Genomic DNA, 18086 nt, shown 5'->3' with positions numbered 1-18086 from the left:
TCTCTGCCCAGTGCAGTATGATTAATCCAAAAATATAACGATAAAATTAAGCCTCCCAACTCCCCTTGGGAGGCTTTCTTCTGAGGTAATCGATATGATTAGTGTTTTTGATATCTATAAAATCGGTGTTGGACCTTCAAGCTCACACACTGTAGGCCCAATGAAAGCGGGTAAAGAGTTTATTGATGATCTTCGTGCAATGGGAAAACTGCGCGACATCACTAAAATCACCGTTGACGTTTATGGATCACTATCACTGACAGGGAAAGGTCACCACACAGATATTGCTATCATCATGGGTCTTGCAGGCAACACTCCTGAGAAAGTTGATATCGATTCTATCCCGGGCTTTATTGCTCGTGTAGAAGAAACTGAACGCCTTCCCGTTGGCATGCACTGTCACACAGTATCGTTCCCACGTGAAGGTGGAATGAACTTCCACAAAACAAACCTAGAGCTACACGAAAACGGCATGCAGATCCACGCTTGGATTGATGACGAAAAAGCGTACTCAAAAACTTACTACTCTATCGGCGGTGGTTTCATCGTTGATGAAGAAAATTTCGGTAAAGAAGCTGAGAACCCAGTAAAAGTACCTTACCCGTTTACAACGGCAGAGGAACTGGTTAACCAATGCCACGAAAGTGGATTGTCCATCAGCGCACTAACCATGAAGAATGAGCATGCGCTTCATTCAGATGAAGAAACTCGTACTTATTTCGCGAACATCTGGCGCACAATGCGCGAGTGTATGGATCGCGGTATGAATGAAGAAGGTATTTTGCCTGGTCCACTGCGTGTGCCTCGCCGTGCAGCAGCACTTCGCCAGCAGCTACTTACTTCAGAAAAGACAACAAACGACCCAATGTCTGTTGTTGATTGGGTAAACATGTTTGCTTTCGCAGTAAACGAAGAGAACGCAGCAGGTGGCCGCGTTGTTACAGCACCAACTAACGGTGCGTGTGGCATCATCCCTGCGGTACTGGCTTACTACGATAAGTTCATCCAAACTGTGACTGAAAAAGATTACATCCGTTACTTTGCAGCTTCTGGCGCAATCGGAGGTCTTTACAAGCGTAACGCGTCTATCTCTGGTGCAGAGGTTGGCTGTCAGGGTGAAGTTGGCGTGGCATGTTCTATGGCAGCAGCAGGCCTTGCTGAGCTTATGGGTGGTAGCCCAGAGCAAGTATGTATGGCAGCAGAAATCGCGATGGAGCACAACTTAGGTCTAACGTGTGACCCAGTTGCAGGTCAGGTTCAGGTTCCATGTATTGAGCGTAACGGTATTGCGGCAGTAAAAGCAATCAACTCTACTCGCATGGCACTACGTCGCTCTTCAGCTCCAACTGTTTCTCTAGATAAGGTTATCGAAACCATGCTAGAAACAGGTAAAGACATGAACGCGAAATACCGCGAAACATCTCAAGGTGGTCTAGCAATCAAAGTGATTTGCTAACACGCCTTTCTGAATACCAATCAAAACCCGAGTTTATGCTCGGGTTTTTTTATACCTAAAAAACCCAGGAAAATGCGTTATCAGGACAAGTAAAAAAAAACTAAAACGTTGAATATATCCAAATATTATGGATATCTCAGTAAAAAATCACATCTCTTCCCTAGCTTTATTGATAACGTAGCCAAAAATTAAACTTGGAGCACATCAACACATGATTAGGTTTGAAATTGGAAACCAAATCTGCGTTTGCTTGTCCGAAAACGAAATATCTCTAGAGCTCAATCAGTCACTCCACCACTCCATTCCTGTCAACCCAAATGAGTACGCCATTCTGTCAACTATCGCCACATACGGCAGTTTAAATACGCCGATTAGTCAGCGGTTAATAGAAAGCAAAATCACTCAACAATACAAAATGACACTGCCTGAAAATGGCTTTAAAAACGCGGTGGCCGCTCTAAGAAAGAAATTTCGCAAGCTCACGGAAGAACACTTAACCACTAACAAAAACATTATCGAAAACATTCACCGGACCGGATACTTCATCCCTTTTACTATGCAAAACAACCACCAGAATGGCATCGAACATCAACAGAAGATCAATCAATACACAACCAATAGTCTTCGAAAAGCACTTCGTATTTGCCTGCGTAACAAAAAGATCTATTCAGAAGCGATGTGGGTTGTGTTGATCACTGCGATCATTTTCTTTGCTATCTGTTACTACGCGATAAACAGCATCGTTAAACATAATTATCTGGATAACGCCTTCGAAATTGCAGAGAGCCTTTCCCGCAGGAGTTGCTTTGCTAATGAAAGCGAACTGAAGTCGCTATTTGATAATGTGAAGTTGGTGGAATCGAGCATGATGCTAGATCGTTTCAATATTCGATGCTTAGTCACTCCAGAAACCGTTGTCCCTGTCAGCAAAAAAGCCTTTGAAGAGTGGAGTAACAATAACAATTACACGACCCAATCATTTGACTTAAATAACGCAACTGTTTTGGTTCGTGTTAAAAACATTAACTTATCCGACAATGTTGAAAATCATATTTCACGTTTTTTTCTTTCCGGTATGAAGCTATCAACGAATACCGGAACGTCGTTAGAGATTGGTAACACCAATGAACGCTTTTTCAATTATCACGTAAAGAATAGTGGCTATAAAGAGGTGTATTACATCTCTGGACCGTTTCAAAGTATCATTCTACTGAGCTTACTTTTTCTCATTATACTGCGTCACCGCTCCCTACAAGCCTTTATGGCTTACTTGTGCGCAATTCGACAATTCAAAATAAAACTGGAACCGATTTATAACACTTCGGCACAAAAGATTGTGCACTACGAAGCCCTCTCCCGGTTTAAGGTAAAAAATACGCAACGGTTTATTGAAACACTGATCCGCAATGGATTGCTGCTAACTCATACCTTACTGGTGATTGATTCCATCTACACCAAACAAAAAGCGTTGCCCATCCCTATCAGCATTAACGTTTGTCCTTCTTTGCTGCGAGGGCGTAACTTTTCAATCCTATATAGAGAGCTATCTAATCGGGATTGCCGTTTGCTGACAATCGAAATCACAGAAAATGCATCGATGTATTATACCTCTGAGATTTATGGCAATGTCGCGAAACTAAAAGCACTGGATTGTAAAATCAGTATTGATGACTTTGGCACCGGCAATAATAATGTGGCGCTTATCAGCAAGCTGAATCCTGACTACCTCAAAATCGACCGAGAATTTGTTATTGGCCTAAAATCTGATGATAAAAAGATAGAAACCTTGCGTCAGTTAATTGCTATGGGCAATACGTATCGCTGCACGGTCATTGTTGAAGGCGTAGAAACGGCAGACAGTGCTCACTTACTCACAACATTGGGCGCCTATATTCACCAAGGTTATTATTACCCTCTTCATTGCTAGCTTTTCTTCACTCGGTTAGTTACTTAAAATAGATTTAATACTCTATAAAAACTCGTGGTGGCATAACGGTATGCCGCCAATTTGTGATTGAGCGATGATTGCGATTAAACCCACCAAACTGAAAGATTTTTCAAGTTTGATGCAATTGGATGTGCAAGAAGAGCAAAAAGGATTTTTTACACCGTTTGAAATGGCTTACCAAAAACGCAGTAAGTCAGAGGCGTTCTTTACGATTTATTCTGATGACCTATTAGTAGGCTATCTTGTTATCGATAAAGGTTTCTCCCAACATGCGCCGTTTGCTAAACGATACGAACTGGAGCTTAAATACTTGATGATTGATCAACGTTTCCAACGTCAAAGGGTTGGGAGTGAGGCATTGCGTAAACTGTTCCTTTATGCGTATACCATTAACCCTAAAAGCACCTCTCTTTGCGCCACTGTCCCACAAAGTCAGCAATACGCTATCAGTTTTCTTGATGCGTGCGGATTCATTAATACAGAGGAAACAACATTGGGTGATAATGAAAAAGAATGGATTCTACGACACCCATTAAGCTAGCTGGTGAAGCATAATCAAAATTGGGCCATTCAGACACAACAAAGGCAAGCTTCTCGCTTGCCTTTGTTTAATGCTCAATAGAAAGTGACTTATTCGCCTTTGTAAATACAACCCGCTGTGCACGTTTCTTTGATTTCGACTTTACTTAGCAGTGGTAAGCTTGGCTTAAGCTGCTGCCAAATCCATTTTGCTAACACTTCGCTAGTCGGGTTCTCTAACCCTTCAATGTCGTTTAGGTAGTAATGGTCTAAGCGATTGTAAATTGGTTTAAATGCAGCTTTGATCTCTGCAAAATCCACTACCCAACCTGTATGTGGATCAACTTCACCTTCTACATAAAGACGAACAAGGAAAGAGTGTCCGTGCAAACGACCACACTTGTGACCTTCTGGTACGTGTGGCAAATGGTGTGCTGCTTCGAACATAAACTCTTTGTATAATTCTGTTTTCATCTTGATTCTCAGGCTTTAAAAAGACAGGCAATACTAAGGAATTCGCTGCCAAGAGACAAGCGTTACCCCATACAAGCGTAGCAAAAACTTCCGCTGGTTCCTGGCCTCTTTGCTATCACTCACACCAAAGCGCCGTATTTCTGTCACGCGCCAAACATTTGATTACACAGCACTCACATCACAATTACATATCCCCAACATGTGTGGGGTCACAATCATTCATTTCGTTGTTCGCAGTGCGCATTTGTGCACATTAATATTGTGCAGTTCGTTCCAATTACACTTATAAATTTATGCGCTCAACTATCACTTTTAAGCTCTTACTGGCGTTAATTGCTGTCTTCAGCTGCGTTCTAGCTGCCTCTACGGCTTACCAATACCATCAACAAAAAACCTTAATCAATGATGTTCTTAGTGAACAACTCCATGATAAGGCTAGTAATTATTTCGATAGCCTAAATATGATGATGCTTACGGGCACCATGTCGCAAAAAGAAACCTTACGTCAAAAGGCCCTGGCCCAAGAAGGCATTGAAGCAGTTCGCGTGTTGCGAGCTGATACTGTGACCAAACTTTACGGACCTGGGCAACAAAACCAGCAGCCTGTCGATGATATTGATCAACGAGCGTTGAATGGTGAACTGGTGATTGAACCAATCTCAGCCGATTGGGGCAAAGGGTTAGTAGTCGCACTACCAATGAAATCGAGCGAAAATTACCGTGGCACCAACTGCGTTTCTTGCCACGTTGCACCAGCAGGAGAAGTGTTGGGCGCGATTCGCTTGGAATACAACATGAATCATGTCAATTCAATGATCAGTAAACAGGCAATGTTTGCGATGGGAATAATGGCCGTAATCGCATTTGTGGGCTTCATCATAACGATGAGTTTGATTCAGAAAGTCATTGTACGACCAATTCAAAGAACGTCGAAATTCATGTCGAATGTGAGCCATAGTAAAGATCTATCTCAACGACTGATGCATCACCAACAGGATGAAGTGGGCCAACTTTCTACAGCCATCAATTCATTCATGGACACGGTCTCCGAAAGCTTAGAACGTGTGCAAGACACCTCTCACTCACTTGCCGACTCCGCGAGTAAACTAACTGCTGTCGCGCAGTCCACAGATAAAGCGGCCAATAACCAACAGCTAGAGACCAACGAAGTACAAAGTAATATCACCGATATGTTGCAGCAACAAACTGCGGTTGAGGACTCGACTAACAACGCTACTGTTTTGGTCAATCACACCGTTGATGTCGCCACTCATAGTGCAAGCCAAGCACACAACGTCAGTGAAGACATCAAACAACTAGTAAGTAACATTGATACCGTACGGGAAAAAATCAGCTCTCTAAATCAAAGAACCGAAGAAGTGTCGTCCATTCTTGTGGTTATTAAGGGTATTGCAGAACAAACCAATCTGCTCGCGTTGAATGCTGCTATCGAAGCCGCCCGTGCCGGAGAGCAAGGACGCGGTTTTGCGGTCGTCGCGGAAGAAGTGCGTAACCTGGCTTCTAGGACGGCTGAAGCCACTGGTAATATTGAACATATCATTTCTCAATTCCAGCAAGGAAGTGAAGAGTCATTAACTTCTGTTGATACCGTCTGCCAGTTTGCTCATCAACGCTCTGTCGATGTCGAGGCACTATCAGCCACAATGCATAACGTTATTGACGAAATGCGCCAAGTGCTCAGACATGCAGAAGATATCCAAAACCAGACGCAAACCACATCTGATGTAAGTCAGCATATTCAATCTAAAATAGATGTGATCACACTGCATGCTAACGACACATCGCAATCGGCATCGCACACGCGTGATATTAGTGTTGATTTAGAGCATCTATCCGAACGTTTAGAGCAATTACTAAACCAATTCACACTTTCATAGCACAAAAGAGTGAATAAATAGAGAGATTCTCCCCATCAAAACGAATATAAAGGTTGATGCGAGCGAATTGACAGGTAATATGTCTCGTTGAATCTGTAAAATACTACCCAACTCAGCGCTTAGCTTGTTTTTTGAACAAAAATGTTATCAGACAAGTAGTTTAAGTAAGCGTTGAGTTGAATTTTTACCTCAATGGAGAATATTGAAAACATGACTTACGCGCCTGTATCAGACGTATTGAAAGGTCAGCTAGCAGTAGACAGCGAAGTGACTGTTCGTGGCTGGATCCGTTCACGTCGTGATTCCAAAGCTGGAATCTCTTTCCTTGCCATATATGACGGCTCTTGTTTCGACCCGATTCAGGCCGTGGTCCCAAATAATCTTAATAATTACGAAGACGAAGTATTAAAGCTAACGACTGGCTGCTCTGTTGAAGTAACTGGTAAGATTGTTGAATCTCCTGCAAAGGGTCAAGACTTCGAACTTGCTGCCACTGACGTTAAAGTGGTTGGTTGGGTTGAAGATGCTGAAACTTACCCAATGGCAAAAACTCGTCACTCAATCGAGTACCTACGTGAAGTTGCGCACCTACGTCCGCGCACAAACGTAATCGGTGCAGTAGCACGTGTACGTAACTGCCTATCTCAAGCAATCCACCGCTTCTACCACGAGCAAGGTTACTTCTGGGTATCTGCGCCGTTGATCACGGCTTCAGATGCTGAAGGCGCTGGTGAAATGTTCCGCGTATCTACGCTAGACATGGAAAACCTTCCTCGCACTGACGCTGGTAAAGTGGACTACAACGAAGACTTCTTCGGTAAAGAGACGTTCCTAACCGTATCTGGTCAGCTAAACGCAGAAGCTTACGCTTGTGCGCTAAGCAAAGTTTACACTTTCGGCCCTACTTTCCGAGCTGAAAACTCAAACACAAGCCGCCACCTAGCAGAATTCTGGATGGTTGAGCCTGAAGTTGCGTTCGCAGAACTGGATGATGTAGCGAAACTGGCTGAAGACATGCTCAAGTACGTGTTTAAAGCAGTGCTTGCAGAGTGTCGCGATGACCTTGAGTTCTTCGCTCAACGCATCGACAAAGAAGCAATCACTCGTCTAGAGCAGTTCGTTTCTTCTGACTTCGCGCAGGTTGACTACACTGACGCAATCCAGATCCTTCTTGATTCAGGCCGTGAGTTCGAATTCCCAGTTGAATGGGGTATCGATATGTCTTCTGAGCACGAGCGTTTCCTTGCTGAAGAACACTTCAAAGCACCTGTAATCGTTAAGAACTACCCGAAAGACATCAAAGCATTCTACATGCGTGCTAACGATGACGGTAAAACAGTTGCAGCGATGGACGTTCTAGCACCGGGCATCGGCGAAATCATCGGTGGTTCTCAGCGTGAAGAGCGCCTAGACATTCTAGATGCACGTATGCGTGAAGTGGGTATCGATCCTGAACACATGAGCTGGTATCGCGACCTACGTAAATACGGTACAGTGCCACACGCAGGCTTCGGTCTAGGCTTCGAGCGCCTAGTATCTTACGTAACTGGTATGGGCAACGTTCGTGACGTGATCCCATTCCCACGTACTCCTCGCTCTGCGAACTTCTAATCACTTTTTAGTGATATTGAATTAAAAAGACCTCCCATGTGGAGGTCTTTTCTTTTGTACGAATGATTTTCTAGCAACCGGTGTATGCACTCTAGTTGTTATCTTCGTCGTCATCCTCATCTGCTCGCGCTGCGTATTTTACTCCAACCACACACAAGCCAAACATCACAAATGGGATAACGGCAGCAGTGTATTCCGTCCAAACCATATGAGAGAAAGATTTCGCCAATATCAAGTGTGCAAACACCAACAAAAATGCGCTAAAAATAGCAACACCCATCAACCTAAGTTCATGCTTTACCAACTGCTTTTTCATTACGGCTCCTAACCTAAATGGTTGTCTGCCCATGATTGAAACACAGCTTCGGTATCGTCCACTGATACAGTTTGAGCAAAAAACAGGTAAACAGTTGGCTAATGAAGTAATTCTCCGACCGTCTTCACGGCTTGTTCTAATTCATCATTTACAGGTAACGATGTATTAAGCCTCAGGTAGTTCTCATAATTTGGAGCGACAGAAAACAACTGACCAAATGCTACAGTGATGTTCGCTTCCAATAACTTTTGATAAATCGCTTTTCCGCACTTTGTTTTCGGCAGTTCTATCCAAAGAAAATAGCCGCCTTCCGGTTGCGTGTAACGAATCGATTGGGGAAAGTACTTATCAACCAGTTCAATAAACGCCAATTGCCGCTGCTCAAGATTCTTTCGCAGTTTTCTAAGATGGCTATCATAACTATCGTTTTGTAAGTAATGCGCGATACCCTGCTGGATTGGTGCACTGCCTGACAACGTCGAGATAAGTTGCAGCTTTTGAAGTTGCTCATTGAAGCGTTTGTTTACCACCCAGCCCAGCCTATAGCCAGGGCAAAGGCTTTTTGAAAATGATCCACAATGCAACACGCGTTCTTGTGTATCAAAAGCTTTAAGTGAGCTTGGCTTTTTTTCAGAAAAATAAAGCTCTGAATACACATCATCTTCGATCAAGTACACATCGTATTTATCAGCCAGTTCGACGATACGTTGCTTCTGCCCGTCACTTAATAAGGTTCCTGTTGGATTGTGAAAGTTAGTCATTAACCAACATGCGCGAACATCATTGTCGGCAAAAGTCGCTTCAATTTGATCCACTGAATGTCCAGTTAACGGATCCACCGTTATTTCTATCGCCTTTAGACCTAAACGTTCAATCGCTTGAAGTGCGCCATAAAACGTCGGTGATTCAACTACAACAGTATCTCCAGGCTGGGTCACGGCCTGAAGGCTCAAATTCAACGCTTCTAATGCGCCAGAAGTAACGACAACATCATCATGGGTAAACACCATACCTTGTTGGATGTACCGTTGAGCAATCAAACGGCGTAGAGACTCACAGCCCGGCGGCAAGTTATCCAATAACGTCTCTGCCCCCATCTTCCTGCCTGAGCTGGCTAGGTTGCGGTTTAGCGCTTCTAATGGGAACAATGCTGGGTCTGGAAACGCGGAGCCAAACTTCACCGCATTCGATGAGGCCTGATTTTTGAGGTAGTCGTAAAGTTCATCGTTGATGCTGGAGCGATAAACGGAAGTGGCTGGAGAACTCGGTTCGAAGCGGTCCAACTCCGCAGTCACAAAGTATCCAGACTGAGGTTTCGCTGCGACCCAACCTTGTGCTTCGAGCAGCTGATAAGCTTGTAATACCGTACCTGCGCTGACAGAATGGTTTCGGCTTGTTACACGCACTGATGGCAGCTTTTCCCCTGCTCTCCAAGTATTTTGCTGAATCTGCGTTTTGAACAGCTCAGCCAGTTGACGGTATCGGTTCATGTTTCCCTCATTTCACTTACAGCCGCACCATAGCATACTTCGCGCCAGCATTCTGATATGGGAGTATTCAATTTAGCAACGTAATTTATCAAGCTTATAATAGATATTTCAGCCACGAAGTGAGCGTTTATATCCCATACTTTGACTGTTACACACATATTGCCTCACATCTTTGCAATACCTAAAAGCCAAGGTTTTACGTTGGACTGAGTTCGTTAAACTCACTTCGAGCTACGGTCTTTAAATCAGGAGGAAGCGATGAAAGTTTTTACAATGGACGATCTCTCGTATCGCGGAAAACATAAAGGTGTACATAGTTGAGACCATCCTGGCAGTACCACCCCTTATTATTGGCATCCTGATTGGCTGCATATCGCTGAAGATGCTTTGGGTGAACACAAAAAGGCTGACCTTGAACTCCCTGATGGAGAAACAGCGACAGAAGAGCATGCAAAAGCGGCGATTCTCAAACACTTGAATGACGAGTAGTTTAGGCTCTATCACCGTTCAAGAATAGCATTAGGTAGGCGAATCCATCGTTGTATGCTTTAAACACAAATAAAGCTAAAACCTGCCAAATAGTAAATTCTTCTGAATGAGAAGTACGCATCTTCTATAGCGTTCAAAGGGCAAAATAAGTCGATTGTTATCACATTAATTTTCATTACATCTGTTACATTTAAATAGTAATGGTGATGCACACCTCAACTCATGGATTATGAGAGAAAACAATAATGGCGAAATACAACGAAGAAGATATTAAATACAAAGGTGAATCCAACGGCGTACATTCTTGGAGCTCTCCTTCCGGCCAACCTTATTACTGGCACCCAGATTGGTTACACGTTGCGGAAGATGCGACGGGTACGCATCCGAAGCAAAAACTTGAAGTTGAAAAGACAGAAGTACCAACCGAAAAGCACGCGTTAAAAGCGATCTTAAAGCATATGAATGACTGGGCGACTGAAAAGCTTTCTTCTAACCCTGACATCGAAACCAATGCGGTTGAGTCGGAAATCAATCTGAAGAAATAACCCCAACCGATATCCATACTTCTAACAGTAAACGCTCCACCTTTGGTGGGGCGTTTTTGTCTCAACAAATCCTCACTAGACAACTATAAACGCGTTAACGCAAAGCACTGAATTGAAACGATTGGGATGTGTACAAAACTTCTCCAATCATGGCATAAATGCCCTTCAAACTCTGTGCCTACCAAACGTTTTCATGGCAAAAACTTTAGTTATGTTAGAATTCTGTTTCAAATCGCAACTTTTTTAGGTTTTCTTTTCAGTAACGGTTGTAACCAATTTTGCTGAAAGGTATAAATGTTAGCACACCCCTTCGATTAACATGGATGAAGATTATGTTTGAAAAAGTAGTTGCCGCTCCGGCTGACCCTATTCTTGGCCTTACTGAAGAGTTTAAAAAAGATGCTCGCGCAGACAAAATTAACCTTGGAGTAGGTATTTACAAAAACGAGCAAGGCGAAACTCCCGTTCTTGCGACAGTAAAGAAAGCTGAAGCAGCACTTGTTGAAACTGAAAAAACCAAATCTTACCTAACCATCGAAGGCACAGCAGAGTACGGCATTGCAGTGCAAAAATTGCTTTTCGGCTCTGATGCAGAAATTGTAAACGAAAAACGTGCTAAAACAGCTCAAGCTCCGGGTGGTACTGGTGCACTACGTGTTGCCGGCGAGTTCATTAAACGTCAACTAGGCGATGTAAAGATCTGGATCAGCAACCCAACATGGGCGAACCACAACGGTGTATTTACTGCTGCTGGTATCGAAACGGCACAATACAGCTACTACAATGCTGAAACAAAAGACAAAGACTTTGATGCGATGCTAAATGATCTGCAATCTGCATCTGAAGGCGACATCGTGCTTCTACACGGCTGCTGTCACAACCCTACAGGGATCGATCCTACGGCTGAAGAGTGGGAAACATTGGCGAAACTTATCGCAGAGAAGAAATTGCTTCCTCTGTTCGACTTCGCCTACCAAGGCTTTGCTAAAGGTGTGGAAGAAGATGCTGCAGGTCTTCGTACTTTTGCTAAGTACAACAAAGAAATCCTAGTCGCGAGCTCTTTCTCGAAAAACTTTGGCCTATACAATGAACGCGTAGGTGCCTTCACGTTAGTAGCTGAGTCAGAAGAAGTCGCAACAACCGCATTTTCTCAAGTTAAAGCCATTATTCGCTCTATCTACTCTAACCCACCTGCACACGGCAGCGCTGTCGTGACTCACATTCTTGGCAACGCCGAAATGCGTGCGGAATGGGAAGCTGAAGTAGCAGAAATGCGTGACCGTATTCAAGAAATGCGTGAACTATTTGTAGCGACACTAAAAGCAGAGGGTGTGGACGCAGACTTTAGTTTCATCGAACGTCAAAATGGTATGTTCTCTTTCTCTGGTCTTTCTAAAGAGCAAGTTAACCGCCTTAAAGAAGAGTTCGGTATTTACATTGTCGGTTCTGGCCGAATCAGTGTTGCTGGTATGACGAAGTCAAATATGGGCCCTCTGTGTAAAGGCATTGCAGCGGTTTTATAATCGACTGTCGCATACTTTGTTAAAAGGAAAGGTCAGCATAAGCTGACCTTTTTTGTTTTAACTTAACGCCAAAAACGACCCCGTCCGATCTAGTAGACAAACTTCAAACTCAGCCCTACTTCATTGACGTAATCTGAGCTTTCACCGCTGTAATCAGTATCTCTAAACTGATAAAAAAGACCAGTGCCGATGACTTTATGCCATTGGTAGTTAAGACCGATCTTAAAATTGTTCTCATCAACGATATCACTACGGTTCAACTCCACTTCAGCTGTCGCAATAAGCTTTTCACTGAGCAAGTAATTCACCCCAACAGTTACAGCTTGAATCAATTCGCTATCGGAAGACAACGTATTATCCGTTTTGTCGTCCGTCGCTTTCGCTTTGATTGCGCCTATTCCATATATCCCGTAGATATCGAATTGCTCTGTAACTCCGTAACGGTAACCACCACCAAACAAAAGGCGGTCAATACGAAGAGTAAAATCATCCGGATGGAAAAACTGCGCTGAGTAATCAACATTAAACAACCAGTTCTCAGTAAACAAATAGTTACCACCGAGTCCAACTGTGGTCGCATTAGAGTTATCTAACCATTCTTCGTTTGTCGTTCCGGCACCAACATCCAAATTAATGTGTTCGTACCCAAATTTTTCTGCTTGGTCCATGACCGCTGCGCTTGATATCGCCGGCAAAGCAGCTAAAGAAACAAGCAATAAATTTCTCATCATTCGACTTCCTTTCATGAGAATTATCTAAACACTGTATTCCATCGCCTGAGCTACTTGGCTCAAGAAGAATAGCTTAATCTAAAGACGTGATAACGATCTGAAACAGCCAAAGATCTAATCAGTCATCACGAAGAAAACATATCGACGACGTCTTTTTCAATTGAGGTGACCATATAGTAGTAAAAATGAAGCTCCCTTATCGTGCGATATGTCAGAATCTTATGACTGAGCACGAAAATCGCGGTTCAGATAAGACTCTGTTTTAAAACTAAGTTAAGATTACTTTATTATTTGCGAACTAAAAGGCGCCTTCGATGGATGCAGAACTTCTCGAGATTTACAACTTTCTCGCCAAGTATCCCCCGTTCAATGAACTCCCTGAAGAAACACTAAACAAGGTGACAGAGAGTGTCGAAATCTCGTACTACCGAGAAGATACCCCCATCATCCATTTTGGAGACTATATCCAAGATTTATACGTGGTGCGAAGCGGTGTTGTTGAAGTTTATCGACGCAAAGGTGAGCTGTATAATCGCCTTGACGAAGGTGACCTATTTGGCCAGATGGGCATGCTCACCAATAACAAAGTCCGCTTTCCGGTAAAAGCCATTGAGGATACCCTGCTCTACTGTATTCCTGGTGACATTTTCCAAGAAATTTACGATAACTTTGACTCCTTTGCGGATTTTGTTGAAGTTGAAAATAGCGCTCGTTTACGCCAAGCCATTTCAGAAAACAAAGACGCCAATGACCTGACGACGTCGAAAGTGAAAACCTTGCTGACTGGCGATGCTCATACGATTGATCGTGGTCAGACAATCCAGCAAGCCGCGCAGCAAATGGCGAATGACAACGTATCGGCTTTACTTATCGTCGACCCAGACTTCGTTCGTGACGAAGACGATCCACAGTCCCCAGTACTTGGTATCATTACTGACCGTGACTTGTGTACCCGTGTGTTAGCTGAAGGTTTGTCCCCACAGGACGATGTGTCTAGTGTGATGACCACGGAGGTCATGTCTCTTGACCACAACGCTTACATCTATGAAGCAATGTTAACGATGCTGCGTTACAACGTACATCACCTACCAGTGGTAAAAAACCAATTACCAATCGGTATTATCGAAACCACCGACATTGTTCGTTATGAATCTCAGAATTCGTTGTTGTTGGTGAGTAGTATTTTCCAACAACAGACTATCGAAGATTTAGCCGTTGTTGCCGAAGAAGTAAAAAGCAGCTTCGTGCGTTTGGTCAATGAAGATGCCAACTCTCACATGGTGGGTAGCGCGATGTCGGTCATTGGCCGAAGCTTCAAACAGCGTCTGCTAGAAATGGCAGAAGAAGAGCTTGGCCCACCGCCAATTCCTTATTGTTTCCTTGCACTTGGCTCAATGGGGCGAGATGAGCAACTGTTGGTAACTGACCAAGATAACGCCATCATTCTAGATGAGACTTATCAAGAAGAGAAACATGGTAAATACTTCGAAGCCCTAGCAAAATACGTCAGCGATGGGTTAGATGCCTGTGGCTACAAATATTGCACAGGCGATATTATGGCAACCAACCCACTATGGCGCATGACTCGTTCAGAGTGGGAAGAGTGTTTTGCTGACTGGATTGATAACCCGAACCCGAAAGCACTACTCAACGCCTCCATCTTTTTCGACTTGGATGGCGTCTATGGCCGCTTAAAATGGGCAGAACAGTTAACTAGCTTTATTGTTCGTCGCGCTCGAAAGAACAACCGCTTCTTAGCGTGTTTGGCTCGTAACGCACTAAACAGAACACCACCTCTGGGCTTCTTTAAAGACTTCGTGATGGAAAAAGATGGCAGACACAACAACTCCATCAACCTCAAACGTCGCGGTACTGCTCCTCTGGTCGACTTAATTCGCGTTCACTCTCTGGCGGTTGGTTCACGTGCACAGAACTCGTTTGAGCGTCTTGACGACATTATTGATGCTGGCATTTTGCCAAAAGGTCGAGCACAAGACTTAAAAGACGCGTTAGAATTTATTTCCATGGTACGTATTCGTCACCAAGCGACGGATGTGGAACTAGGCATTGAGCCTGATAACAATATCGAACCGGAAAACCTCTCTGAGTTTGAACGTCGCAACCTAAAGGATGCATTCCAGATCCTAAGCAATGGTCAAAATTTCCTTAAGTTCCGCTACCAAGCGAACAAGAGCTTTAAGTGAGGTTTAGCATGATTAAAAAGCTCTTTCAGAAGCCAACCATTCAGTGGCCAACGAAGTTTGAACAAAAGCTGGAGATGGCGAAGGATGAGAATTTAATTGCGTTTTATAGCAACAAGCCGCCTGCTCCAGAAACACCGTTATCTGAGGTGGAGTTCGTGGCGTTAGATTTCGAAACGACGGGTTTGAATCCTGAAAAACATGACATCATTACTATTGGTTTGGTGCCGTTTAACCTGAAGCGAATTTTCCTACGTAACTCGCGTCATTGGAAGGTACGTCCACAGCGTGCACTCGATGAAGATTCAGTCATTATACACGGTATTACTCACAGCGAATTGATCGATGCACCTGACTTAGGCGATATCTTAAGCGAGCTGCTACCATCCTTAAGCGGGAAAATCATTGTTGTTCATTACCGTCGTATCGAGAGAGAGTTTCTGGATAAAGCGCTCAAAAGCCGTTTAGGGGAAGGTATTGAGTTTCCTGTTTTAGATACGCTGCACCTTGAAGAAACGATTCAACAGAAACGTTCAGGCTCTCTCTGGGAGCGTTTAAAAGGGAAAAAACCAGAATCGGTTCGGCTAGCGCAATCTCGACGCCGTTATGGGCTGCCAGACTATACGCCTCACCATGCATTAACCGATGCAATTGCTACCGCAGAGCTACTGCAAGCGCAAATCGCCCATCATTACAGTGAAGAGCAACCCATCAGTGAGTTCTGGCTGTAATATACTTCACGCTTAATAGCGATCAAAAAAGGAGCCAGATGGCTCCTTTTTTTTGCTTAGCTTGAGACAAGATTACAGCTTAAAGCGTTGAATCTCTTGTTCAAGTTCGTGTGATAGCTCAGACAGGTGAGCAGCTTGTTCTGCTGCTTGATGAGCTTCGACTGACAACTCGTTAGACACGTCACGAATACCTTCAGTGTTACGAGTGATCTCAGTGGTTACCGATGCTTGCTCTTCTGCTGCTGAAGCAATCTGCGTTGCCATATCACTGATACGCTCAACAGCAGTGTGGATTTGCGTCAAGCTCGCTGCAGCCGCATTGGCATCATCAACACTGGTATCAGCTAGACGACGACTGTCACCCATAATACCGACCGCTTTGGCTGTTGTGCCTTGTAGCATCTCGATAGTTTCTTGAATCTCTTGCGTTGAAGCATGAGTACGTTGGCTCAATACGCGGACTTCATCTGCAACCACAGCAAAACCACGGCCTTGCTCACCTGCACGTGCCGCTTCGATCGCCGCGTTAAGTGCAAGTAGGTTCGTTTGCTCTGCAATGCCTTGAATCGTTGATAGAATCGTATTGATGCTATTTCCGTGTGCTTCTAGCTCTTGAATCACATCAGTAGCAACTTGAACTTCTTGCGCTAAGTTCTGAATAGAACCTTGCGTTTGAGTTACTTGGCTTGAACCGTGTGAACAAGCTTGAACCGCTTCTTCTGAGTTACTTGCCGTGCTATCAGCATTACCTGCAATTTCTTGTGTCGCTGCTGCCATTTCATTCACAGCCGTCGCCACCATGTTGATTTCATCTTGCTGGTAAGAGATACGCTGACTACGCTCCTCAGCTTGCTGTGCTGTCGTGCGTGCTTGCTCTGAAAGCGCAGAAGATACGTGGCTAAGCTTAGTAACCATTGTGTGCATGTTGCCAACAAAACGGTTGAAGTTTTCCGCCAGTTTACCTACTTCATCATCACTGCGTGGTTCTAGGCGTTGCGTTAAATCACCTTCGCCAGATGCAATTTCTTCCAGTGCATTTGATACGCGGTTCAAGTCACGGAACAAGAAACCAACTAGCCAAGAAACTGCAAGAATAACCACAATCGTGATCGCCACAGCAGTGAACAATAGATCTCGTAGCAATACCGCATGACCTGCTTCTTCTGTTGCGCGATCCATTTCAATCGCAAACATCCAATGCGTACCAGGAACTTTATTGAAGTAGTAAAGCTTCTCTTTTCCTTTGATTACCGTATCTTCGATACGACCTTCATCGGCGGCGCGCTCAATTGCCTCTTCTGAAAAATCTTTTAGAACACTGGTGATAGGCTTAAGCGTCAAGCTTTTATCTGGATGCGCTAAGAAGGTGCCTTCATTCATGTCGATTAGCATCGCATGCGCGTTTTCACCTGCATCTAAGTTAATCACATCGCTGATAAGCTGATCGATCAGTACGTCCGCACCAACAACACCAACAAACTGACCATTTTTCATTACTGGCTCAGCAATGGTCACAAGTAGTGCATTCGTGATTGCGTCTTGATATGCGGCGGTGATGATTTGCTTACCCGCTGCATCAGCATCCTTGTACCAAGGACGTGTGCGAGGGTCGTAATCAGCACGGTTACGCTCCGGATGAGAGCGGTACATATCACCGTTTGGTGTACCAAGGAAGATGTCATCGAAGCCACCAGCCTTGCGAGCTTGTTGTAGGAAAGGAACAACGTCTTGCTCGGTCGAGTAATCGTTGAACGCAGTGGCAATATCTTTACGGATATTGACCCAATCAGAAATTCCCTCTGACGCAGTAGTACTAAGACTTTGCGCACGTGAATAGACACCTGAACGAGTCTGATCAAATAATTGACCAGCCGACAACCAAGTAAGTGCTGTTGCCATCACAACAACAGCAGAAAGGCTTGCGCCTATAAGCTTTTGTTTTAATGATAATTTCATATTTATAGTTTTTTGAGTTGGGAGAACAGTTAAGGTGCATGAATATTACACACTTTTTTACGACTATTCACTAATTTTTAAAAAACAAAATAGCACATTAACTCTTTGTAAAATATGAACTTTCATGTGTCATTTTTTTGTCTCGAGCGTCATAAAAACCGCACAAAAAAAGCCAGCAAATTGCTGGCCTTTTGATTA

Annotated in this window: 14 protein-coding genes and 1 pseudogene; 10 read left to right on the top strand and 5 right to left on the bottom strand. The window is 43.9% G+C overall.

From position 1 onward, the window contains the following. The first annotated feature begins 94 nt into the window (after nucleotides 1-94). The 3 genes from R7127_RS13355 to R7127_RS13345 all read left to right on the top strand — a co-directional run bounded on the left by R7127_RS13355 (nucleotide 95) and on the right by R7127_RS13345 (nucleotide 3945). Nucleotides 95-1456 carry an L-serine ammonia-lyase gene (locus R7127_RS13355; protein WP_005376899.1) on the top strand — a complete coding sequence of 454 codons (1362 nt, stop codon included), beginning with the start codon at nucleotides 95-97 and terminating at the stop codon, nucleotides 1454-1456. 211 nt (nucleotides 1457-1667) lie between these two features. Then, a complete protein-coding gene (locus R7127_RS13350; RefSeq protein ID WP_031778938.1) occupies nucleotides 1668-3383 on the top strand; it encodes an EAL domain-containing protein in 1716 nt (571 codons plus the stop codon). Nucleotides 3384-3477: 94 nt separating this feature from the next. Continuing rightward, a complete protein-coding gene (locus R7127_RS13345) occupies nucleotides 3478-3945 on the top strand; it encodes a GNAT family N-acetyltransferase (protein WP_025767296.1) in 468 nt (155 codons plus the stop codon). 89 nt (nucleotides 3946-4034) lie between these two features. On the opposite strand, the gene queD is transcribed toward R7127_RS13345, so the two are convergent. Next, nucleotides 4035-4397 carry a 6-carboxytetrahydropterin synthase QueD gene (queD, locus tag R7127_RS13340; protein WP_005376896.1) on the bottom strand — a complete coding sequence of 121 codons (363 nt, stop codon included), beginning with the start codon at nucleotides 4395-4397 and terminating at the stop codon, nucleotides 4035-4037. Between the two features lie 293 nt (nucleotides 4398-4690). On the opposite strand from queD, the gene R7127_RS13335 reads away from it, so the two are divergent. Both R7127_RS13335 and asnS read left to right on the top strand, forming a co-directional pair. Further along, nucleotides 4691-6295 carry a methyl-accepting chemotaxis protein gene (locus R7127_RS13335; RefSeq protein ID WP_318142052.1) on the top strand — a complete coding sequence of 535 codons (1605 nt, stop codon included), beginning with the start codon at nucleotides 4691-4693 and terminating at the stop codon, nucleotides 6293-6295. 210 nt (nucleotides 6296-6505) lie between these two features. Continuing rightward, entirely contained in the window at nucleotides 6506-7906 is a 1401-nt protein-coding gene (asnS, locus tag R7127_RS13330; protein WP_017636101.1) for an asparagine--tRNA ligase, read from the top strand. A gap of 91 nt (nucleotides 7907-7997) precedes the next feature. On the opposite strand, the gene R7127_RS13325 is transcribed toward asnS, so the two are convergent. Together R7127_RS13325 and R7127_RS13320 are read right to left on the bottom strand one after the other, a co-directional pair. Further along, nucleotides 7998-8222 carry a hypothetical protein gene (locus R7127_RS13325; RefSeq protein ID WP_033905633.1) on the bottom strand — a complete coding sequence of 75 codons (225 nt, stop codon included), beginning with the start codon at nucleotides 8220-8222 and terminating at the stop codon, nucleotides 7998-8000. A 98-nt stretch (nucleotides 8223-8320) separates the two neighbouring features. Next, nucleotides 8321-9712, bottom strand: a complete 1392-nt coding sequence (locus R7127_RS13320; protein ID WP_033905636.1) for a PLP-dependent aminotransferase family protein — start codon at nucleotides 9710-9712, stop codon at nucleotides 8321-8323. Nucleotides 9713-9970: 258 nt separating this feature from the next. On the opposite strand from R7127_RS13320, the pseudogene R7127_RS13315 reads away from it, so the two are divergent. From R7127_RS13315 to R7127_RS13305, 3 genes and pseudogenes are all read left to right on the top strand, one after another. Further along, nucleotides 9971-10201: pseudogene (locus R7127_RS13315) on the top strand (hypothetical protein). 245 nt (nucleotides 10202-10446) lie between these two features. Continuing rightward, complete coding sequence (locus R7127_RS13310) at nucleotides 10447-10746, top strand: hypothetical protein (RefSeq protein ID WP_005376885.1); 300 nt, start codon at nucleotides 10447-10449, stop codon at nucleotides 10744-10746. Between the two features lie 332 nt (nucleotides 10747-11078). After that, on the top strand, nucleotides 11079-12269 hold the full coding sequence (locus tag R7127_RS13305; RefSeq protein WP_042522780.1) for an amino acid aminotransferase: 1191 nt from the start codon (nucleotides 11079-11081) through the stop codon (nucleotides 12267-12269). An 89-nt stretch (nucleotides 12270-12358) separates the two neighbouring features. Here R7127_RS13305 and R7127_RS13300 read toward each other — a convergent pair whose 3' ends face one another. After that, nucleotides 12359-13000 (bottom strand): outer membrane beta-barrel protein, encoded by a 642-nt coding sequence (locus R7127_RS13300; protein WP_172563566.1) that lies wholly within the window; start codon nucleotides 12998-13000, stop codon nucleotides 12359-12361. A 314-nt stretch (nucleotides 13001-13314) separates the two neighbouring features. On the opposite strand from R7127_RS13300, the gene R7127_RS13295 reads away from it, so the two are divergent. Both R7127_RS13295 and R7127_RS13290 read left to right on the top strand, forming a co-directional pair. Next, complete coding sequence (locus R7127_RS13295) at nucleotides 13315-15204, top strand: DUF294 nucleotidyltransferase-like domain-containing protein (protein ID WP_033905640.1); 1890 nt, start codon at nucleotides 13315-13317, stop codon at nucleotides 15202-15204. Nucleotides 15205-15212: 8 nt separating this feature from the next. Then, entirely contained in the window at nucleotides 15213-15932 is a 720-nt protein-coding gene (locus R7127_RS13290; protein ID WP_081107483.1) for a 3'-5' exonuclease, read from the top strand. A gap of 72 nt (nucleotides 15933-16004) precedes the next feature. On the opposite strand, the gene R7127_RS13285 is transcribed toward R7127_RS13290, so the two are convergent. Beyond that, on the bottom strand, nucleotides 16005-17888 hold the full coding sequence (locus tag R7127_RS13285; protein ID WP_005376880.1) for a methyl-accepting chemotaxis protein: 1884 nt from the start codon (nucleotides 17886-17888) through the stop codon (nucleotides 16005-16007). Between the last annotated feature and the right edge of the window lie 198 nt (nucleotides 17889-18086).

The sequence above is a fragment of the Vibrio sp. 1159 genome (assembly GCF_033340395.1).
Classification (GTDB): Bacteria; Pseudomonadota; Gammaproteobacteria; order Enterobacterales; family Vibrionaceae; genus Vibrio; species Vibrio alginolyticus.
Note: the sequence above shows the minus strand (reverse complement) of the source record. Positions and strands in the feature narration are given on the sequence as shown.